The 20,284-nt window shown below is 43.4% G+C and carries 20 protein-coding genes, 1 tRNA gene and 1 pseudogene; 8 read left to right on the top strand and 14 right to left on the bottom strand.

The annotated features are described in order from the left end of the window. Positions 1-253 precede the first annotated feature (253 nt). The 13 genes from WKF69_RS10835 to WKF69_RS10775 form a co-directional block, all read right to left on the bottom strand. Positions 254-580 carry a hypothetical protein gene (locus tag WKF69_RS10835; protein ID WP_340381809.1) on the bottom strand — a complete coding sequence of 109 codons (327 nt, stop codon included), beginning with the start codon at positions 578-580 and terminating at the stop codon, positions 254-256. Then, positions 558-1,337, bottom strand: coding sequence for an FAD-dependent oxidoreductase (locus tag WKF69_RS10830; protein ID WP_340381813.1), 780 nt, complete (start codon positions 1,335-1,337; stop codon positions 558-560). Before WKF69_RS10830 ends, WKF69_RS10835 begins: the two co-directional genes overlap by 23 nt. A 4-nt stretch (positions 1,338-1,341) precedes the next feature. Next, positions 1,342-1,992: an FAD-dependent oxidoreductase gene (locus tag WKF69_RS10825; protein WP_340381811.1), complete on the bottom strand. Its 651-nt coding sequence runs from the start codon at positions 1,990-1,992 to the stop codon at positions 1,342-1,344. A gap of 764 nt (positions 1,993-2,756) precedes the next feature. Continuing rightward, positions 2,757-4,673, bottom strand: a complete 1,917-nt coding sequence (gene mobC, locus WKF69_RS10820; protein ID WP_340381807.1) for a conjugal transfer protein MobC — start codon at positions 4,671-4,673, stop codon at positions 2,757-2,759. Continuing rightward, entirely contained in the window at positions 4,670-5,899 is a 1,230-nt protein-coding gene (locus WKF69_RS10815; RefSeq protein ID WP_340381805.1) for a relaxase/mobilization nuclease domain-containing protein, read from the bottom strand. Before WKF69_RS10815 ends, mobC begins: the two co-directional genes overlap by 4 nt. Beyond that, positions 5,854-6,276, bottom strand: coding sequence for a plasmid mobilization relaxosome protein MobC (locus WKF69_RS10810; protein WP_340381803.1), 423 nt, complete (start codon positions 6,274-6,276; stop codon positions 5,854-5,856). Before WKF69_RS10810 ends, WKF69_RS10815 begins: the two co-directional genes overlap by 46 nt. 184 nt (positions 6,277-6,460) lie before the next feature. Next, on the bottom strand, positions 6,461-6,712 hold the full coding sequence (locus tag WKF69_RS10805) for a hypothetical protein (protein WP_340381801.1): 252 nt from the start codon (positions 6,710-6,712) through the stop codon (positions 6,461-6,463). Between the two features lie 88 nt (positions 6,713-6,800). After that, positions 6,801-7,406, bottom strand: a complete 606-nt coding sequence (locus tag WKF69_RS10800; RefSeq protein WP_340381799.1) for a ParA family protein — start codon at positions 7,404-7,406, stop codon at positions 6,801-6,803. Positions 7,407-7,494: 88 nt separating this feature from the next. Continuing rightward, complete coding sequence (locus WKF69_RS10795; protein ID WP_340381797.1) at positions 7,495-7,791, bottom strand: hypothetical protein; 297 nt, start codon at positions 7,789-7,791, stop codon at positions 7,495-7,497. Next, a complete protein-coding gene (locus WKF69_RS10790; RefSeq protein ID WP_340381795.1) occupies positions 7,788-8,120 on the bottom strand; it encodes a helix-turn-helix domain-containing protein in 333 nt (110 codons plus the stop codon). The genes WKF69_RS10795 and WKF69_RS10790 overlap by 4 nt, the downstream gene beginning before the upstream one ends. Before the next feature lie 100 nt (positions 8,121-8,220). Next, a complete protein-coding gene (locus tag WKF69_RS10785; RefSeq protein ID WP_340381793.1) occupies positions 8,221-9,213 on the bottom strand; it encodes a PDDEXK nuclease domain-containing protein in 993 nt (330 codons plus the stop codon). Between the two features lie 27 nt (positions 9,214-9,240). Next, positions 9,241-10,473, bottom strand: a complete 1,233-nt coding sequence (locus WKF69_RS10780) for a site-specific integrase (protein WP_340381792.1) — start codon at positions 10,471-10,473, stop codon at positions 9,241-9,243. Positions 10,474-10,736: 263 nt separating this feature from the next. Then, positions 10,737-10,810 (bottom strand) — tRNA-Ile (locus WKF69_RS10775). 270 nt (positions 10,811-11,080) lie between these two features. On the opposite strand from WKF69_RS10775, the gene WKF69_RS10770 reads away from it, so the two are divergent. The 4 genes from WKF69_RS10770 to WKF69_RS10755 all read left to right on the top strand — a co-directional run bounded on the left by WKF69_RS10770 (position 11,081) and on the right by WKF69_RS10755 (position 14,905). Beyond that, complete coding sequence (locus WKF69_RS10770; protein ID WP_340381791.1) at positions 11,081-12,778, top strand: hypothetical protein; 1,698 nt, start codon at positions 11,081-11,083, stop codon at positions 12,776-12,778. Positions 12,779-12,963: 185 nt separating this feature from the next. Continuing rightward, a complete protein-coding gene (locus tag WKF69_RS10765; RefSeq protein WP_340381790.1) occupies positions 12,964-13,557 on the top strand; it encodes a helix-turn-helix domain-containing protein in 594 nt (197 codons plus the stop codon). Between the two features lie 179 nt (positions 13,558-13,736). Then, on the top strand, positions 13,737-14,375 hold the full coding sequence (locus WKF69_RS10760; protein ID WP_340381788.1) for an HAD family phosphatase: 639 nt from the start codon (positions 13,737-13,739) through the stop codon (positions 14,373-14,375). A gap of 215 nt (positions 14,376-14,590) precedes the next feature. Then, complete coding sequence (locus WKF69_RS10755) at positions 14,591-14,905, top strand: phosphoribosylpyrophosphate synthetase (RefSeq protein WP_340381786.1); 315 nt, start codon at positions 14,591-14,593, stop codon at positions 14,903-14,905. A gap of 200 nt (positions 14,906-15,105) precedes the next feature. Here the strand turns inward: WKF69_RS10755 and WKF69_RS10750 are convergent, their stop codons facing one another. Further along, positions 15,106-16,317, bottom strand: coding sequence for a proline dehydrogenase family protein (locus WKF69_RS10750; protein ID WP_340381784.1), 1,212 nt, complete (start codon positions 16,315-16,317; stop codon positions 15,106-15,108). Positions 16,318-16,773: 456 nt separating this feature from the next. Here WKF69_RS10750 and WKF69_RS10745 point away from each other — a divergent pair, with 456 nt between their 5' ends. The 4 genes and pseudogenes from WKF69_RS10745 to WKF69_RS10730 form a co-directional block, all read left to right on the top strand. Next, positions 16,774-16,980, top strand: a complete 207-nt coding sequence (locus tag WKF69_RS10745; protein WP_340381782.1) for an RNA-binding S4 domain-containing protein — start codon at positions 16,774-16,776, stop codon at positions 16,978-16,980. Continuing rightward, on the top strand, positions 16,977-18,041 hold the full coding sequence (aroB, locus tag WKF69_RS10740; RefSeq protein ID WP_340381780.1) for a 3-dehydroquinate synthase: 1,065 nt from the start codon (positions 16,977-16,979) through the stop codon (positions 18,039-18,041). The genes WKF69_RS10745 and aroB overlap by 4 nt, the downstream gene beginning before the upstream one ends. A 586-nt stretch (positions 18,042-18,627) precedes the next feature. Further along, on the top strand, positions 18,628-19,455 hold the full coding sequence (locus WKF69_RS10735; protein ID WP_340381778.1) for a prephenate dehydratase: 828 nt from the start codon (positions 18,628-18,630) through the stop codon (positions 19,453-19,455). A gap of 335 nt (positions 19,456-19,790) precedes the next feature. Beyond that, a pseudogene (locus WKF69_RS10730) lies at positions 19,791-20,284 on the top strand (3-deoxy-7-phosphoheptulonate synthase); the annotation flags it as partial.

Raw genomic sequence — 20,284 nt, 5'->3', positions numbered from 1 at the left:
TCCATTTTTTTGGTTTTAGTTAATAAATCAGATAGTTCAATTTTTGAAATGTCGATACACTATCCTCGTTTTATTAAAACAGTGTTTATAAATTTCCTCGGCATCTATTATTAACACTTACTTACAAGACTTGTTCTCGAAAACCTTCAATTATAAGTATTCTCTATAGTGCACTCAGTGTGAGTTTTAATTCGAACATCCCAAGCCAAAAACTTATTATAATGTACTACCTGTTTAAAAAAGGAATCCAACCTCAAATACCTTTTGCTTTGTCCTTTATTTTAGTTATCGAAGAATAAATACCATAGATGATTAACACGGCAATAAATCCGTAAACCCATAACGGAATGTTTCTACCGGCAATTAGCAAATAAAAATAAGCAGAAATGAAAAATAGACCGGTAAGCATGGCAGGAATAATAATCGATTTTTTCCTGCGAATATTCTTGATAGTCCAGCCAAGACAAACGAAAAAGAAAGGTATAGCTCCAATATAAATGCTTCCAAAAATATAAGGGTTAACACCATAATTTTCGCCAAGGCCCAAAAACCACTCTTTAAACATTTCCCACCATTCCATCAATTGAAGATTTTATAAGCAGTCGGAGCATTTTTTTTATTCCCGCAGTAAAGCCCTGCTGCTTATATTGAAGAATTGCCTTTTGGTTGATCCGTGCTGCTACCGGGTAAGGATATACCTTGTTAAAAATTGCGTTGAGAGATAAACCATTGTTATTAGCAAGAATCAGTTCCTGAATTAATTCACCCGCATTTGGCGCCACCATCGTACCTCCTAATATCTTTTGCTTTTTTAAAAAGCCTTTCGTGCTTATAAAGAGTATCAACTTGGCATACTGGTAATTATCTACAACAGCTCGGTCATCATCTTCGAAATCCTGTTCTAGCTGTACATAGTTTATATTTCTATCTTTTAGCTGTTTTTCATTTAAGCCAAATGTGGCAACTTCCGCATCGGTAAACGTAACCCAGGATATATGGTCGTTGTTCAGCTTTTTGCGGACGGGTGAAAAGAAGTTGTTTAGCAGAATCCTGGCATGAGATTCTGCAGCATGCGAAAACTGTAAGCTCCCGGCAACATCACCGCATAGAAACACGTTTTTGTTTGTTGTTCCAAGGTATTTATCTACTACAATTTTATTGTTTTCAATTTCGATACCCGCATTTGCTAGCCGTAAAGTTTCGATATTTAATTCCCGACCAATGCCAACAAACACAGCATCAAATTTAACGATTTGCTCCGTTTCATCCTTCAATTTAACTACGGCCTCATTAGCAGAAGGAAAATGATCTGTCTGGGCGTTTAATACAAATTCAATACCTTCATGTTGTAAAACGCTTCAATAAAATCCTTGTCACGGCCTTATCATCATGCTCCAGTATGTTTTCTTCCTGATGAACAATCGTTACTTTGCTGCCCAGACGGTTCATGGTCTGAGCAATTTCAATTCCTATTGGCCCACCGCCAACTACCAGCAATCGCTTCGGTAAATTCGGGATATTAAAGATGCTTTCGTTATCATAATACTCTACTTTTTCAATGCCCGGCTGTTTTAATTTTCTCGGGCGTGAGCCAGCAGCAATTACTATCTTTTTTCCGCTATACTTTTTACCGGCTACTTCAATTTCATCTTTGCCTGTAAAAAAAGCTTCACCTAATGCTACTTCGATACCTTGCTCTGTAAGCCAGGCAGCATTTTCGTGTACCCTAACCACTTCCTGCCGGGCATGTACATACTCAGTCGCTTTTTTTATATCAATGCTGCCATTTACTTGCAACCCAAAGTTTCCGGCCTGCTTTGCATAATGCGCTATTTTCGCTACATGAATAAAAGCTTTGCTGGGTATACAACCATCATTAAGGCAATCACCGCCAATATCATGATCGCTTTTTGAAACCATCAGAACTTTTAAGCCGGCTTCATTCATAAAAAGCCCAACACTAAGCCCGCCTGAGCCACAGCCAATTACTATAATATCGTAGGTATGAGTTTTTATGTTAAAATAGTCGGTATATCATCAACAACCTGACAGATCAAACGTTTTCTTACCGAAGACCGGTATTGGAAAGTCTTTCCTGGCCTCAGCGCTGGGCCATCAGGCCTGCCTGATGGGCTTCCGGATAATGTATTGCAATGCTACTAAACTCTTCTCTCACTTGGAAATGGTCAAGGGTGATGGCGCCTTTTAGGTGGTCGGTTTGCTCCGGTTTAGGGTGGTCAATTTTACCAGTATTTCCATATATTCATTAAAAAATATACTAATATTTACACTTAGCGCTTTTTTAAAAAAAGAAATTTGGTCAGTAGAACGCACTTATAAGTTTTGTGGAACAAGGAAAGGATAGATATGGTTTAACAACGGTTTGATTCCCATACAAAAACCACAGTTGCTAGCTTCGTGTTCATCGAAAAACTCTTCCAGCCCTAGCTAAGCGTAAAGAAAATAATCTGAAAATAATATTTGCAAGACACCCCACCCCTTCACTGACCTTTGTTCCATAATATTTAAATAAATTTATCATGGAAAGTCAGAAAAAAATTATTGAAGTATTTACAAGCGGTTGTCCTTTATGCGAGCCGGTAGTGAAACTGGTAAAAGAAACGGCTTGTTCTAATTGTGAAGTAATCGTTTATAATCTCAATGAGCTTTGCGATACATTGGTGTTTCTGTACTCAGTTCCGGCAGCTTATTTCAAATGCCTTTATAAACTAGTGAGAAAGATCGCGCGGACACGTTTACTTTGTAATCAAGTTACAGATATCGTCCTTGATCTGCTGAAAATTCATCGTTATAGCCGCGTCGTCAACAATCCTAACCTTCGGAATTGAGGCATATTCTTTCTCGTCATGAGTGATGGCCTCATGATCATTTTGTATACGGCTATGAAACATCTTCAAGTCAATCTCCTCATCCGGGTTATCAGCAACCATACCCACGAATTCACCTGATGATAACGCCGCTATTCTTGAAGCTGGCACAGCATAGTCAAGCTGGGTTGAAATGCTCACCGAGGTGTCGGAGCTATTGATCGAAGTACTTTGCTTCTGCTGTTGGATCTTACCAAACCGTTCGGACAGCTGCTTAGCAGTATCCCCGGTAACCTGTCCACAAATTACGTTGCCAATAATGTTCATGATGACTTCAGCCTGATCCCTTCCGTAGTCCTTCTTCAACTGCGAGAAATCCTGAACGGCAAGAGTAACAGCGACCTTGTTTGAACGTGCAGTTGCTATTAGGTTATCGATACCGTTGAAATAAATAGTAGGGAATTCGTCGAAGATCATACTACACTTTTGTTGGTTTTTACGATTAGCTAACTTGTTTATGCGGTTCACATAAAGCGACAATACTGCACCAAACACCTGCGATTTTTGAGGGTTATTGGCGAGACATATAATCTTAGGCGCTTCAGGATTGTTGATGTCCAAGCTGAAATCATCACCACTTAAAACGTAATAAAGTCGAGGCGACGCTAACCGAGCCAGTCCAATTTTCGCACTCGCTATCTGGCCTTCTAGCTGTTCATCAGCTTCACGTTTCCACGCGGACATGAATGGGTTGATGTAGGCGTCAATCTCTTTCTCTAATGACAACAACTTGAAGAGATCGTCGTAATCCAACAAAGCGAGCTCTATAACGTGGGGTAGAGTACAATACTTTCCGTTCTCATACTTCTTTAAAAACCAGATAAGGGCAGTTACAAACGTAATTGCGGACTCCGGGAAAAATTGACCTTGCTGCTTTATCCATTCGCGGTTTAAGCCAAGCATAATAGTACGTGCAGCTTCAACAGCATCCGTCATATCGTTCATTGCTTGGGGCTCCAAGGGATTGCAGCGATGCTGAATATTTTCCAGGTCGATTACATAAAATGCAGGCTTAACCTGGTAGGCCCGGCTATTCTTAAGCAAAGCGTTATAGGCAATTTTTGATAAGTCATCATATTTAAAATCGTATATCAGCATGGAGAATCCCTTCTCAATATGTTGAGTGATAATATGCCTGATGACAAAATAAGATTTCCCGGCGCCGGGGCTTCCACAGACAAGCGTACCTCTAAACGGATTGATGATATTGATCCAACTCTTGTGTTCTTTTTGCTGAAAACGATAAATGGCTGGCAAGTTCACTGAAAACTCATTGTCCAGCAATCGTTCTTCCTGTGGAAAAGTCTCGTTGTCTCGATTAAATATATCCTTCGATAGATTCAGTTTTAAAAGACGTGAGATTAGTGTTCCGCTCGTCAACATGAGAATGAAACCAATGCCGGTCAGAACCATGTAAGCCACATAGCCTACGTTATTGGAGTCATGACTAACCATCAAGCCTGGTAGAAAATAGAGAATGAGCCCGGTCAAGCCGTAGGCCCAAATAGTCTTGTATTTAAGAGAATCGTCTTTTTTCCCTTTTACCGCGATCAGCGATACAACTAAGAGCAGCAAAGCAGCAAGCTTCGACTGCATTCCTGATTGAAATATGCTCAGTCGCGCTATCGTTACGATCACACGATCGGTGATTGAACTAACTAGATCCCAATCTCTAAACGCTGGATAGCCGAGAATGTAGAAATGGATCAGTAGGATAGCGATGCTAAGCAGCCGGGTAAAGTCGGCTATCTTGCGCAGGCCTTGGGTATTTTCTCCGGTATTCATAATAGCTTACGTTTATATCTCTTCTTTTTTCGTCTGAATAGAGTATTAGAGCCTTCACCTGTATGTTCTGGGTTTAAAAGATCAGGTAGCAAGTTGCTGTGCTGAGGCGCATCATTCCGTATTTCGGGTTCGGAGCCTTTCCGTTCAGTTGTGGGGTTTGAAATTTGTTGTGGGGCTGAGCGATCTAACGAGAATTTACTTGACAATGCGGATGCGCTGTAATCTTTGCCCAGATCACTACCATTAAATACGCATCGATTCCGCTGGTCGACGAAGGTAATCCCGTACAATCGCTGTTGATCGTTCACGCGAAAGACAACATGAATTCCCTCGCGCTTCAGACGCCAGGTAAACTCATCTTTTGTAGGATTGCGTTGTATTGCCCTATCAATCGCAACTTTCAGTCGTTCACGCATCGGCTTTCGCAGAGTCGCATTTACAGTGAATCGGTCTTGCAAAGTTTTCAACGTCGGCTTGCAATATATGCTACTAGCCTTAATGGGCAACCCGAGTTTCTTTCCAGAGTCATTTATAATCCAATACATCAGACCGTTTTTCTGAAACATCCTTGATTCCTTCGATCCCTGATCGGCGGTTACGTTATACTGATTCAGCACGGCATTCATTTCCGGAATACTTGTGAAGCGGTAATTCCGAACAACTTCGTTAACTATATTCGTGATTGCCCGCTTAGTATCAATCTTTCCATATTCGGCCTTTCGCACCTGGTCGCGTTCGGCCGGAAGAATACGGCTCTTGTTCTTAGCCTGCACGAGTCCATACTCGCGTTCGATGGCTTGCCTCGCTTCTTCAGATTTTGTACGACCAAGGTTATGAAGACTGATCCTTTCACCAGAAGGTTTGATATTCGTTGCAACAATATGGATATGCGGATGTCCGGCATCGGTATGCTCATAGACAAGGAAAGGCTGATCGCCAAAACCAATGCGCTCCATATAATCCTTTGCTATCTCGCTCAACCGATCAGTACCGATACGCTCACTAGGGTCGAAGTTCAGAGAGATGTGGACCGTATTCGTAACAACCCTTGTGTTCCGCTCGGCCAGGTCTGTTAGTCGTAGTAATTTGTCGTAAAAGTTCATCTTAGATATATCCTTTGCATATCCATTCTCAGCGATGAGATCGGCTTTGCCTTGTGCCACCTTCCTTTCGTTGTAGTTCAACGCTCCGATGATGCTTTTCCCGCTGATAATTTTTGAGACCACTGTTCTGAAAATTGATTAATCCGTTCTTTGATCGTCCCAACTTGAGGTTCTAATTTGTCGCGGAGCGTAGCGATCATCGACAGCCAAAATTTTGATTCCGGAATATCAGGAGCAGCGTTGAGCTTGTGCACCGTCTGATTTAAATTATTGCCTATTGCGTTTAGCTCCCGCCGCAACAGAATCAGTTCTTCCAACAGTTCGTCCATGGATCGGTCTCGGTAGATGACCGTTTTGGCTTTGCCTAACAACATCGCGCGGACATATTCGCTCAGTTTGCGGAAGGTGGTCTTTCTAAAACTGCTTTCGACTTGTCTGAACTCTTCCCGTCCGAATCGTACGGTCACTTTTCTGGTCTTATTCGATACTTGCTCGTTCATAAGCGTGGCGTTAAAAAATCCGACTTTGGAGGATTTTTACCATAGTCCCGACTGACTTCGGAAGGAGGGCAAGATATCGTTTGTCCGACAAACGTACATCTTGCTGACTGCTCCGAAGAGGCGGTCTGAACCTGCGTCTGAATAAATTTCAGCGGTCTGAAATTCTGTTGGCAGCTACTCATAATCATTTGCTTTTATGGCTTAGGAATAACTCAAGTGCCTTAATATTGATCTCCTTGAGAGAAAGTTCATGGTTAAGGCCATAAGCTTTAATCTGCTTTAACAAGGTCTTGGGAATCCAGGTATTCAATTGAACTTCGCTTACTTTTACCGGCGTTGCAACCCTTACTGGATGCACTTCCTGGATCGGGGTCTTAGGCTGATCTTTCTTCAGTTTGTCAGCCAGGTTGCCGAGCTTGCTTTTATAATCCTGCATTTCTTTATTTATGTAATTGCAGCAATGCAAAAATTTGCAATTCTTTAAAGCTGCATTTATGTAAAGTTGTACTTATGTACATCTGTAATTATGTAATGATCAATTGGACTATTTCTTCGGCTAGGGAAGTGATCTCTTCTATGGCTTTTTTATCAGTGCTATGCAAAATTCCAGAAGTGATAGAGGATCGTGCAATACTCACGCGGTCGTGAATTCTTGTTCGTAGAAGAGGCGTTCCTAATGACTCCAGCAGATCGGCAACATCAGCGGTGATACTTGATCTTGGCTTGACCATGTTCAGCGCAATCCCTGCTTTTAGTTGTGGGTTTATAGTTTGTGCTTCATGAACAAGAGCAAGGGTTGCGCGGATGGCCATTACATCAAAGAAACCCGCTTTGGTAGGTACCAAAATGAAATTGGATTGAGCAAAGAGATTAGGCAACTTATTAGATAAGTAAGGCGGCGTATCTACGATTACCAGGTCGTGCGGCAAATCAGCAATATCTTCTAATCGATTAGCCCCTACAATCTCTAAGCCCGGAAATTCTTCTCGGCTGTGATAGAGACTCCCTTGAAGGTCAGTGTCTACTAATGCTATCTTTAACTGGTCCTGAAAGCATAGCGCCAGGTTAACGGCTAGTGTGCTTTTTCCGACGCCCCCTTTTTGGTGGGCGATTGTGATAATGTTTCCCATAATTGTAGATTCCTAAAAATGTGGTTTTATAGATTTCTGTATTTACATAAGTATAGAGCGTAGCTTCCCTAGCGGTATTAGTTCAGTTTCATTGGAATAGTGATTGCCGTCTCCGCAGTTTTTTTCGTTGAATCGAATCGAAGATCCAGTCGGATGCTAGTACCTTCCAGTTCCGAATAGGTTTTCCACTACCAGTTTTCCAATCCACTGCATTAAACGCAATGAAAAAGGCCTCAGCTTCCGGCTCAGTCAATCCTTTTTGCAAGAAGTATATTTTGACATGAGCACTTACAGGAGGCACGTCTACGCCGAACCCGCCAGATAGCTTTTCTTCACACTGGTTCTCCCGTATAGTTGCCGACCGTCGCTTAGCCTTTCGTCTCATACCAATTTCATTGGATTGCTGGATGTCGACTTCATAAGCTGATCGATCTCCTCGGAATCGTAGTAGGTCACTCCGCCCAGCTTTGTGAATGGAATCACTCCGGAATCCCGCAGGTATTGAAGTTTCCCGGAAGATATTCTTAGCATTTCCTGTACTTCAGCCGACTTAAGCCATTTTTTAGCTACACCGCCCGAAGTGGCAGCGATAAGCTTGCGCAAGTCGTTTAGAAGCGCCTCACGGAAATCAATAAGATCTTCAACGGTTACCAGCTGCTCGCGAAAGAGTCGTGGCTTTCTTTCATCTGTTCTTTTGTTGTCTGTTGCTCCCATAGTAATAGAGTTTGGACAGCAAAGTTGGGGAGCAGACTTTTCTATTCTTCATGCCTTCTTACCAAGGCATGAACTTTTTTTAGTAGGCTTTAAGCACGGGCTAGTGCTTTTCGACCTCCTTATTGATTTCATCCATTAACTGCTGTTCGGATGGAAGGTATAGTTCGTATTTGCTAGCGATGATGTTCCGATTACCTTCAGGCAAGGAGAATTTAACTACCGAGTTGTTCTTATCGGCGCATAATAATATGCCGACGGTTGGGCTTTCGTGCGCCATTTTTTCTATGCGGTCATAGTAATTTACATACATCTGAAGCTGCCCAATATCCTGGTGAGTCAGTTTACCTGTTTTGATCTCTACGATTACGAAGCATTGGAGAAGCCGATTATAAAGTACGAGGTCGATAAAGAAATCGTCACCATCAAGATGAATACGCTTTTGGCGTGCTATGAAGGCAAATCCATTACCCAGTTCTAATAGGAAATCTTGTAGATGTGTTATCAACGCACTTTCCAAATCTCTTTCGTAGTATGCAGATTCCCTCTTCAAGCCTAAGAATTCGAGAATCATTGGGTCTTTGATGATTTCTTTCGCATCAGACGGATGTTTTTCTTTCCTGGCAACCGCCAATACACTTTCTTTGTCGTTGCTAATCAAAAGCCTCTCGTACAAATTGCTATCAACCTGTCGTTCTAACTGCCTTGCTGACCATGTATTTTTTTCCGTTTCTGCGATATAAAAGTTCCGCTGATCGTCAGATTGTAAGGTTATTAGCTTCCTGTAATGGGTCCAAGACAATTGTGAACGCAGTGCGTTCACAATTGGAAACGTGCGATAAAATTGCCGAAAGAAACCAAGATTCCGTGGCGAGAAACTCGACCCAAACTCTGGTTGTAACGCCGAAGACAGGTATTTGATCAGTTGGTCACCGTATCCCGCACGAGCCTTACCTTCCTGCTCTTCCTCAAATATTCGCTGCCCCACGTTCCAGTACATGATAACCCGTTCGTGATCCACTGATTGTACAGCGCGTTGACGAGCGGAGGCTATAATGGTCTTTATATCCTCCAAAATCTTATTATTAAATTTCATAACTTCTTAATTTATCAGGTTCAACATTCAGTTGGCCGTCCAGGCCAATCTTTTTCTGAGAGCTGCCATGTCTTCGCTAATTTTTTTCTCCAAGACCTTCGCGTAAATCTGCGTTGTTGCTATTTTGGTGTGCCCCAGCATCTTACTAACTGTTTCAATGGGAACACCATTTGAAAGCGTTACCGTAGTAGCAAACGTGTGACGCGCAAGATGGAAGGTTACATTCTTCTTGATTCCGCAGAGGTCAGCTATTTCTTTCAGGTAGCTATTTACCTTCTGGTTAGATATCACAGGGAAAATGGTATTATTCGCCAGCGAGCGAACGTTTCCATTATATTTCTTTAAAATCCGTATTGCCTGGGGCAACATTGGCATGTTTACCGGAATTTCAGTTTTTTGGCGGCATGTTCGAACCCAAAGTTCGCCGTCAGATGCTTCTACGATGTGGTCTGGAGTCAACCCGATTACGTCTACATAAGTCAGACCCGTATAGCAACAGAACACGAACAGATCACGTACCATATCGATCCGCTCGATTAAAAACTCTTTCCCTTCCATCACAGAAAGTTCCCGGTCAGAAAGGTGTTCGCGGTTAACCTTTAAAATTTTCAGCCGGTAGTTAGTAAAAGGATCTTTCGTCATCCATTCAAGCCGGATAGCCATGTGGACCATTTTCTTAAGCCGGATGATATGCTTCATTACTCCGTTATTGTTTAATGGCTTTTGATGATCCTTCGGTTTGTGGTTCCTCAAATAAGTCTCAAAGTCTTGGATGAACTTGTAATTGAGCTCGTGGAGGAAAACGTCAGTCGTCTTATGTTGAGCCTGTATAAACTTCACCAGGTACCGTTGCGTAACGTAGTAATGTTTTAAGGTGCTCCATTTTAGAGTACTGGCAGCACTATGGTTGTGGTATTCAAAAAGTTCAGCCAAGCTGTGAACTTCTTCCGATGATCCAAGAAATCCGTCTTTTACCATTTCTGCCGAAACCATCTTTCCCTTTAGAACAAGGTTTTGATAACAGTTGCCTAGCGCTAAGCGAACTTCTTCAAGGTAATTGTTCAGCGCTTTGGTCTCAGCCCGGACACCTTTCCCACGCCCACGTCCGGCATCCCAACTACCGAGGTCAACTGTCCGCTTTAAAGCCATTGAGATTCGCTGGCCATTAACTGTCACGCGTGCATAAATAGGAGCCTTGCCTTCTTTGACTTTGTCTGCCCTAACTGTAAAGTGTACTCCAAACGACTGTGATGTTTTCATAAAATTCAATTTTCCAGGTTTTCCAAATTCATTTGTTACATCCTGATTGACAGCGTTTTCCTCTCAAGGATAGGGCTTAATTATCTGTATATTAGATCGTTAAGCCTCTTTTTGGTACCTCAAAGGTAGAAACTGAAAACAGGTATCCGAATAGGTACCGAGAACCTTGAATTTCTTTGCAGTTGTTTGAAAGGGAATTAAACAAAAAACCCTGTAAATCAAGTAGTTTACAGGGTTTCGTACTTCTTTGAAGGAGTACTGGGTGCGCCCACCTGGGCTCGAACCAGGGACCAAAAGATTATGAGTCTTCTACTCTAACCAACTGAGCTATGGGCGCTCACTCCCGCAAACGCGGAATTGATTAAGGCTGCAATTTTACACAAATCCTGTGTCATTCTAAAATACAATTCAAAAATAACTTGTTCTGAAATTCGGCGACTGACACCGGAGGGCGGAGGTCTGAGGATGGCGGCTATCTGCAGGGATCATTCCGGTTGTTATTTTGCAAGGCTAATGGTCTGATCTATATTTAAATATTGAATGTGTCTTCTTTAAATTCAATATTTAATATCTTTAATATCAGTCATTTCTCTAAAACTTATTCATCATGAAAACAGTACTTCCAATTCGTTTGTGTTTGTCTGCAGCGATGATAGCTATTCTGGCTTCATGCTCAGGAGGAAACTCTATCTCCGCTGATGAATCAGTAAAAGAAATGAATCTCAAAACCGGCGACGTTGCCTGGTGCGGCCCGCCTCAGAAAGAGTTTGGCTCGGTGAATTTTGCAACCTCATGTTCGGAGAACGTAAAAAACGATTTCAATATGGGCCTTGCCCTCCTTCACTCTTTCGAATACGATGAAGCAGAAAAAGCATTTGCGAAGGTCATTGAGAAAGAACCGGATTGTGCGATGGCCTACTGGGGGGTGGCGATGTCAGCTTATCATCCGCTATGGGCTCCTCCTTCAGAGGCTGAGTTAATAAAGGGTGCTAGAGCGATTGCCCTGGCTAAGAGTAAAACCAAAAAGACAAAGCGAGAGTCGGAGTATATTGATGCCCTCGGAGTGTTTTATACGAACTGGGATACAAAAGATCATAAAACCCGCTGTCTTGCTTTCGAAAAGGCAATGGAAAAGATCCACCTGAGCCATCTCGAGGATAAAGAAGCTGCGATCTTTTATGCGCTGTCACTTGATGCATCAGCCAGCCCAGCCGACAAAACTTTTAAGAATCAGAAGAAAGCATTCCGCATATTAAGCTCTTTATACCCGGGTCAGCCGAATCACCCGGGCATCGTTCATTACATCATTCATAGCTACGATTATCCGGAACTGGCACAAGCGGCCTTGCCGGCAGCACGAAAGTATGCCTCAATTGCTCCTTCGTCAGCACATGCCCAGCATATGCCATCTCATATTTTTACGAGGCTGGGACTTTGGGATGAGAATATTAAATCTAACCTCGCTGCAACATCCTCTGCCAAATGCTATGCTGAAAACGCCGGCCTTAAAGGCCATTGGGATGAAGAGCTGCATGGCATGGATTACCTGATGTATTCCTATTTGCAGCAGGGCGACAATAAGCTTGCAAAAGGCCAGTGGGATTACCTGAAAACAATAAAGGAGGTCAGCCCGGTAAACTTTAAAGTGGCGTATGCCTATGCCGCCATACCCGCCCGCTATGTGCTGGAGAACAAGAACTGGAAAGAAGCCGCCCAGATGAAACTGCTGCCCGAAGCATTTCCGTGGGAGAAATATCCATGGCAAAAAGCCATCGTTCACTTTACCAGGATCCTTGGGCTGGCTAATACAAATAATATCGCTGCAGCTAAAGCCGAACTTAAGCAGTTGGGCGTTAGTCATGACACGCTCGCAAGTCGCGGGGTGGCTTATGAAGCGAATCAGGTGAAAATCCAGTTAACTTCTGCTGAAGCCTGGATCTTATTTAAAGAAGGTAAAAATGAGCAGGCTTTGAAGCTGATGAAGCTCGCAGCCGATGTGGAGGACGCAACCGAAAAGCACCCCGTAACTCCGGGGGAAGTGTTGCCGGCACGCGAACTATTGGGCGAAATGCTGCTCCAGATGAACAAGCCCGGCGAAGCTTTAATCGCATTTGAAGCTAATTTAAAAAAACACCCCAATCGATTTAACGGGCTGTATGGTGCAGCAATAGCGGCAGAAAAAAGCAATCCCGCGAAAAGCGGTATGTATTTTAAGAAACTGACAAGTTTTGCTGGTTCTGTGAATTCGGATAGGAGGGAAGTGGCTACGGCGATGGCGGCGTTGAAGAGGAATGCGGGAAAGTAGTCATTTGGCGTAAAAATGACGCAGAGAAGTCGTAATAGTTTATTAAATTCTTAAGATACATTTGTGTCACAACCTGCTATGAAACCATCATGATTTTTCCAATCAGCCAGGGGAATGAATAAAATCATGATAGCCTTGCCTACCGGCAGGCAGGTTCATTACCTTTAAAAGCAAACTATATACAGATGAAAAACATGTACCTCGCTGATAAGATCAAGACGCTTAGAACTAAAGCCGGCATGAGCCAGGAACAGCTTGCCGAACGCAGCCAGTTGAGCCTTCGCACCGTGCAGCGGATTGAAAATGGTGAAACAACGGCCCGGGGAGATACGCTTAAAAGAATAGCAGCCGCACTCGATATTCCCGCAGGAGAATTTTTAGAATACTCAGATGGTGGGAACAACCGACTCATCGGGCTGGTGAACGTTTCAGCATTAAGCTTCCTCGTATTTCCATTCTTGGGCTTTATAATACCATTCCTGATCTGGAGCCTGAATCGTCACAAAGTGCAAGAGTTGACGCCCGCTGCTCATAAGGTTTTGAACTTTCAGATTACCTGGACATTTTTGTTAGTCTTTATTTTTAACTTCCAGTTGTGGTTCCCCAGCAACCTCAATATTGTCAATTTGGGTCGTACGGAAATGATGCTACTTTCGATCTTTGGATTATACGTTTTGAATTTAGTCCTCATCCTGATTAATACGACCCGGAGTTTCAGTGGGAAGCGGGTTTTTTACCAGCCAGCCATAACCTTCTTCAAACAAGGCCGTGCGATGTAAAAGATATTTTATTTAGCGGCTTTCATAATGACTCTTAGTCAGCCGAAGAGGTTGACAGCTCCCCTTGGAGGAGCATAAACATACACACATCCTCGTCGTGCGCGACAAATTCATAACTTAGCACCCCGGACGCCAAGTGCTATTAACCGGGCTCGCCTAAAACAGCATACTAATACAAAATGAACACCAGCACCATTAAAAATATAATCTTTGATTACGGAAACGTTATTTTCCGGATCGATTTTAAACGAACTCAGCATAGCTTTACAGAACTAGGGATTGAAAATGTAGAACGCTTCTTCGCCCACACTGGCCACGACCCGTTGTTCGACGAATTTGAACAGGGGCTCATTACTTCGGATGAGTTCAGGGACGGTATCCGGCGGATCACAGAACACCCCGCTTTAACTAATGAACAGATTGACAATGCCTGGAATACGCTTTTGATCGGTGTCCCGGATGGCACGCACGATGTACTGCTCAAGGCGAAGAAAAATTACCGTACTTTCCTGCTGAGCAATAATAATGAGATCCATTACAAGTGGATCATGGAGTACCTGAAGAACGAGTTTAATCTCCCTTCAAACGAGGTATTCTTTGAAAAGGATTATTACTCCCACCTTATGAAAATGAGAAAGCCGAACGCTGATATATTCCAGTTCGTACTGGATGCCCATGGCCTTAAGCCGGAGGAGACCTTGTTTATAGACGACAGTCCGCAGCATCTGAAGACAGCAGCGGATCTGGGATTGCAAACGCACCTATTAACTGCGGATGAGACGCTGGAGGGGTTTTTATATGGGGCGGGAATTCTTTGAGTATCAAGAGTTAAGTATCAAGTCAGAGGCCGATATCCTGTGAATTTATTCCCAGAATTGCAATCAGAAGCCTAATTATTGGTTTAGTTTACTACGCCGGTATTTGGCGGGATAAAGTCTACGATGGGCCCATCTTGATACCTGATACTTGATACTAGTTTAATTCACTCTCCACTCAATAAAAACAATTCCCAACCCCATATTGTTATCCCTATATGGCAAATCCAATAGAAGAACCGACCCTTGTGGGCACCTTAAATAAGTTGAAAGAAGAGGGCTTTACCCATGATTTCAACATTCACAATAACCAGCTTAAAAGTGGTGATATCACCTTAAGCCCGAAAGAATTTGAAATTGTTAAAGTATATCGTTTTGAAGGTGCAAGCGATCCGGATGACAACTCGGTGCTATATGCAATCAAATCACTGCATCATGATGTAAGAGGCACCCTGATCAATGGGTATGGCATGTATGCGGATGATAATGCGGATGATCTGCTGAGGCAGCTGGATACTCCGGTACCTGAATAAGGTATCAAGTATTTAGTATCAAGTATCAAGATTTGGGGAAGGTACTTTTAAGTTTGTGTTAACAGATTCGGTACGCTTCCGTCTTGAGGAGGTCCCGGACTTCGCGAAATCGGGGTACTCCTGTCTAAAGGTATTTTCCTAACCGCTGTGTGGAAGTCTTGATTCTTGCTTCTAGTTACTTGATACTCCGTCGATACTTGCTACTTGATACTATTCCTCCTCTTCTTCTCCTTCACAATCAACTTCAGCTCCCTCCCCATTTGTCCCGCCACCGAAGTATTCTCTTCAGCTCTCCGAAACAAATAAGGCATTACAGCTTTAACAGGGCCGTAAGGAACATACTTTGCAACATTATACCCCGCTTCGGCAAGGTTAAAGCTCAGGTTATCACTCATTCCCAGCAGCTGCGAGAAATAAACGTGGTCGTGATTATGTTTGATCTTTTTGCTGTCTAAAAGCTCGGCAAGCAATCGGCAGCTTTCCTCGTTATGTGTGCCGGCCACAAACGCAATAGTATTTAAATGATTGACGCAGAACCGCAAGCCGTCATTATAATGAGCATCGGTTTCTTCTTTCGTTGCATTTATTGGTGATGGATAGCCCTTTTCTTCTGCCCTTTTCCGCTCTTTCTGCATGTATGCACCACGTACCAGCTTCGCACCTAATATGAATCCCTCAGTGAAAGCAATCTTGGTGTCCTGCCTTAGACCTTCAAGCACATTAATCCGGTAAAGCTGGTAAGTATTATAAACGATGGGGTTGTTCTGATTATATCTCCGCATCATCTCTAATGCCAGCTGGTCAATGCTATCCTGAATCCAGCTTTCTTCGGCATCGATCATCACTCTTACCGAGCGCTCATGAGCTAAAGAACAGATCTGGTTGATCCGGTTAGATATCCGTTGAAATTCTGCAGTTTCCTCTTCGTTGAGGGTTTCCTTTGCATCCTTTTTGGCGATCAGCTCAAACCTGCCCAGGCCGGTTACTTTAAACACCGTCAGCGGGATGCGCTTATCGCCGTCAGCACGCGTCACCGTCCGCATGATCTCCGCACAGGTTTCATCAAAGACCTTTTCTTCATCTTCACCCTCAACTGAATAGTCGAGAATCGATCCTACCCCGCCCTTATCGAGCTGGCTTATGGTGCTTTCGCATTCTTCAATAGTTTCCCCTCCGCAGAAATGTTCGAAAATTGTGGCTTTGATCAATGGTTTAATAGGTAATCCTATCGCCATGGCGAAATTACTCATGGGCGGGCCGATCTTAGTCAGCAGTCTAACGCTGATGATCTTAAACAGCCAATACGCACGCTCCAGATCGGAATTTGAGTTCCCTCTGAAGGCGATTTCGGTATCATTAAAGTCAAGGGCCTTTTGGACAGGCTTCAATTGGTTAGCATCAGGCTTGTGCATTGCACAAAGGTAGCAAAGGAGAACCAAGTATCAAGTATCAGTAGTGTCCGGTAAAATATCTCATTTTTCGACCCCGAAGGTGGTCGTATATTTATAGCTATAGAAATTTCTGCCAAATCGACCCCGAAGGTGGTCGCATGTGACAATTTAATACACATACGACCACCTTCAGGGTCGGGAAACCGGATACACAAAGCTACTATAAACATGTGACCACCTTCGGGTCAGGCTTGGTTTAATTTTTATTTGGGGCTTGCTTTTAAAAAATTAGCAAATAATCTCCTGAGGAAAGCATAAGAACATGTTTTGTCGAGTTTCAAGTTTTAACCGGACACTAGTGTATCAAGTATCAGGAATCAAGACTGCGAACGTACAATAAACCGGGCATAGCTGGCGATGCATGTCTAATACCTAAACCCTAATCCCTAATTCCTCACAATTTTGTAAGTTTGCCACATGCCTGATTTCAAATTAGAAGGGGAATATATACAGCTCATCGCATTGCTTAAGGCAACAAACCTGGTAGCAAGCGGGGGCGAGGCGCAGTTGGTCGTCCTCGATGGCCTTGTAAAATGCAATGGGGAAGTCGATCTTCGCAAGCGCCTGAAAGTAAGGCGCGGGGATATTGTTGAATACAACGGCACAAAAATAAACGTACAATGAAGCCTATTAACAGTATAAGCTACCTTATATTTTTTGAGAACAGCCTGCAGGAATTGAAGAAATTCGTTTCCGAAAGCAAATACACCAAAGTCTTTATACTTGTTGATACCAATACTGAGACCCACTGCCTGCCTGCAGTCCAGGAAGTATTGGAAGGTTTTGATTACGACCTGATCGAAGTAACACCCGGTGAGGAGAATAAAAACATCGATTTCTGTATCGGGATCTGGCGCATGCTTCTTGATTTTGGCGCTGAACGCAACAGCCTCCTGATCAATCTGGGCGGTGGCGTGATCACCGACATGGGAGGATTTGCTGCGTCTACCTTTAAAAGAGGGATAGATTTTGTACAGGTTCCTACTACCCTGCTTTCACAGGTTGATGCTTCAGTTGGCGGAAAGACAGGCATTGACATGGACAGCGTTAAGAACATCATCGGAACTTTCACCCAACCAAAAGCTGTCTTTATAAACACCGGCTTCCTTAAAACCCTCGACGAACGCGAGGTTCGCTCCGGCTTTGCTGAAGTGATCAAACACGGCCTGATATACGACCGCTCGCTTTTTGAAATGGTAAAAAAAGCCGGCCCTTCCGGCTTAAGTGGCGAGCACATTTACCGCTCTGTTGAAATAAAAAACGAAGTGGTGAAAGAAGATCCCTTTGAAAAAGGCCTGCGTAAGATCCTTAATTTCGGTCATACAATAGGCCATGCGGTAGAAAGCCATTCTTTAACACATAGCAAATCACCCCTGCTCCATGGCGAAGCGATTGCTATCGGCTTTATCTGCGAAGCATGCCTCTCATTCAAAAAGAACGGACTAAGCGAGTCAGACCTGAACGAAACGGTACAAGCTATAAAAGACGTTTACCCGGCATACAAACTGAAAAAAGAAATCTACCCTGCTTTGCTTGAGATCATGAAGAATGATAAAAAGAATAATGCAGGCCAGATCAACTTTTCTTTACTGAGTGAAATCGGCAAATGCGGGTTCGATATGTTTTGTACGGAAGAGGAGATTTTTGAGAGCCTTGACTACTACACTTCTACTACTGATAACTGAAAGTGGAAAGCTGAAAACTGAAGCTAGAGACATCTCTGGTTCCATAGAGTCCTGTAAGTTAAGCAATACCATTTGATACCTCAAATTCCATCGTGAAGAGGACTCGCGTTAGGGATTGAAACGGAAATCCTTTTTTCGCGAAGCGTAAAAAGATTGAAGTGTAAAGCCCGGCCCCGCACCACGGGGCAACGCCCAAGTAAATAATTTTTGCATCTATCTCGGAGAAATCTCCAGCCCCCACACATTACGTCATTCCGATCCGCCTGGGGCGGAGAGGAACCTCCAAGAGAAACCCCAGAGAGGAGCTCATGAAACCACCCTTTCCAATTAACCAGCCCAAAGCCTCCACTTTCTCTTTTATCCCAAATACCAAAACAGCCTTTGGTATAAAAAAATTACTTTCCCCTTGACAAAGTCATTTTTCTTTGTACATTTGGATCACAGTACAAAAAATGAACATTAACAGCACATATTACTTCGCTTATTTTTACTATCCACAGTAAGAGCGGGGAGAATATGCAATAATCTATAAGAAATTCGCAAAAAGTCCCTGCCAAAAGCAGGGACTTTTTTTATGACCATTAAAATGCAGAAGAAACGCGTAGCAATCCAGGGAACAAGGGCCTCTTTTCACGAAGAAGCGGCGTTTAAGTTCTTTGGTACGGACATCGAAACGATTGAGTGCGATTCATTCAAGCGCACCTGCGAGGTAATGAAGCAGAAACAAGCCGACTACGTGGTTATGGCCATCGAAAATTCGATTGCCGGAAGCCTGCTGCCGAACTACACCCTGCTGCGCGAATACAACTTCCCTATTGCCGGAGAAGTTTACCTTGCTATCCAGCTGCATCTTTTAGCATTACCCGGAGTGAAATTTGAGGACATTAAGTATGTAACCTCTCACCCTATCGCTATCCGCCAGTGCAGCGACTTCCTTGATGATTTCCCGGAATTGCAGGTGATCGAAAGCTCGGATACAGCAGCCTGTGCAAAGAAGATCCGCGAAGAAAATCTGACAGATACCGTTGCCATTGCAAATAACCTGGCTGCCGAATTATATGGCCTCGAAGTAATGGAGCGGCGGATCGAGTCTAATAAAAAGAACTATACCCGGTTCCTGATCCTGACCGACAAGCCACAAGAGAATGCTGCTTTCAATAAAGCTTCCTTAAGCTTCCAGGTTGGAAATTCGGTTGGCTCCCTGGCTACGGTCCTGAATATCTTGTCCGATCATAACATTAACCTCAGCAAGATCCAGTCAATGCCGGTACTTGGAAAAAGAAATGAATACAACTTCTACGTAGATATAGAATGGAAAAACCAGCCCGATTATGATGTAGCTATCCGTAAGGTTTTAAAGCATACCGTGAACTTTACGATAATGGGGGAATACGTGAAGAATGATAAGGTTTAGATGAGTTGACAATTGACAGTTGACAGTTGACAATGAGAAGACGGAAAAACAAACTGAAAATTGAAAACTGAAACTGGGCGGATGTCATTGCGAGCGAAGCGCGGCAAACGGAAAAAGAGAACTGAAAGTGGAAAACTGAAAACTGAAACTGGGCTAATGTCATTGCGAGCTTGCCTGCGGTAGGCAGGCGAAGCGCGGCAATCACCCCTTTGAGTAGCCGCCCAGCCAGGTAACTGGCAACCGGCAACTGGTAAATAAATGAAATCTTATCGTAAATGTAGCGCGTCAAAATCAACTATAACTGAACTTATTACTTATAACATACAACTTCAAAAATGAAACTTAACTTAAAACTACAGCCAATTAGTACATGGCTTAAGCAAACAAGCGAGCCATTATTAATTGCAGGACCTTGTAGTGCAGAAACAGAAGATCAATTAATAGCGACAGCTCATTTAATTGCAAAGACAGGCAAAGCTTCAGTGCTAAGAGCTGGTATATGGAAGCCGCGTACCCGACCGGGGGAATTTGAAGGAATTGGAAGCATCGGCCTGGAGTGGTTAAAGCGTGCTAAAGAAGAAACAGGCTTGCCTACAGCCGTTGAAGTTGCTACTGCAAAACACGTTGAAGAAGCTTTGGCTGCAGGTGTTGACATCCTTTGGGTTGGCGCACGTTCAACTGTGAATCCCTTTACTGTACAGGAAATTGCTGACGCTTTAAAAGGTGTTGACGTTCCGGTACTGGTTAAGAACCCAGTGAACCCGGACCTTCAATTGTGGATTGGCGCTCTTGAGCGTATCAACAACGCGGGCATCACCAAACTGGGAGC

The sequence above is a fragment of the Daejeonella sp. genome, assembly GCF_037719425.1.
In the GTDB taxonomy this organism is placed as follows: domain Bacteria; phylum Bacteroidota; class Bacteroidia; order Sphingobacteriales; family Sphingobacteriaceae; genus Daejeonella.
This window is presented reverse-complemented; position numbering and strand designations above follow the sequence as displayed.

Coding starts and splice junctions, on each gene's coding strand:
- WKF69_RS10835 (WP_340381809.1), bottom strand. CDS start 580: ATGGAATGGTGGGAAATGTTTAAAGAGTGGTTTTTGGGCCTTGGCGAA.
- mobC (WP_340381807.1), bottom strand. CDS start 4,673: ATGAATACCGGAGAAAATACCCAAGGCCTGCGCAAGATAGCCGACTTT.
- WKF69_RS10810 (WP_340381803.1), bottom strand. CDS start 6,276: ATGAACGAGCAAGTATCGAATAAGACCAGAAAAGTGACCGTACGATTC.
- WKF69_RS10805 (WP_340381801.1), bottom strand. CDS start 6,712: ATGCAGGATTATAAAAGCAAGCTCGGCAACCTGGCTGACAAACTGAAG.
- WKF69_RS10800 (WP_340381799.1), bottom strand. CDS start 7,406: ATGGGAAACATTATCACAATCGCCCACCAAAAAGGGGGCGTCGGAAAA.
- WKF69_RS10795 (WP_340381797.1), bottom strand. CDS start 7,791: ATGAGACGAAAGGCTAAGCGACGGTCGGCAACTATACGGGAGAACCAG.
- WKF69_RS10790 (WP_340381795.1), bottom strand. CDS start 8,120: ATGGGAGCAACAGACAACAAAAGAACAGATGAAAGAAAGCCACGACTC.
- WKF69_RS10785 (WP_340381793.1), bottom strand. CDS start 9,213: ATGAAATTTAATAATAAGATTTTGGAGGATATAAAGACCATTATAGCC.
- WKF69_RS10780 (WP_340381792.1), bottom strand. CDS start 10,473: ATGAAAACATCACAGTCGTTTGGAGTACACTTTACAGTTAGGGCAGAC.
- WKF69_RS10770 (WP_340381791.1), top strand. CDS start 11,081: ATGAAAACAGTACTTCCAATTCGTTTGTGTTTGTCTGCAGCGATGATA.
- WKF69_RS10765 (WP_340381790.1), top strand. CDS start 12,964: ATGAAAAACATGTACCTCGCTGATAAGATCAAGACGCTTAGAACTAAA.
- WKF69_RS10760 (WP_340381788.1), top strand. CDS start 13,737: ATGAACACCAGCACCATTAAAAATATAATCTTTGATTACGGAAACGTT.
- WKF69_RS10755 (WP_340381786.1), top strand. CDS start 14,591: ATGGCAAATCCAATAGAAGAACCGACCCTTGTGGGCACCTTAAATAAG.
- WKF69_RS10750 (WP_340381784.1), bottom strand. CDS start 16,317: ATGCACAAGCCTGATGCTAACCAATTGAAGCCTGTCCAAAAGGCCCTT.
- WKF69_RS10745 (WP_340381782.1), top strand. CDS start 16,774: ATGCCTGATTTCAAATTAGAAGGGGAATATATACAGCTCATCGCATTG.
- aroB (WP_340381780.1), top strand. CDS start 16,977: ATGAAGCCTATTAACAGTATAAGCTACCTTATATTTTTTGAGAACAGC.
- WKF69_RS10735 (WP_340381778.1), top strand. CDS start 18,628: ATGCAGAAGAAACGCGTAGCAATCCAGGGAACAAGGGCCTCTTTTCAC.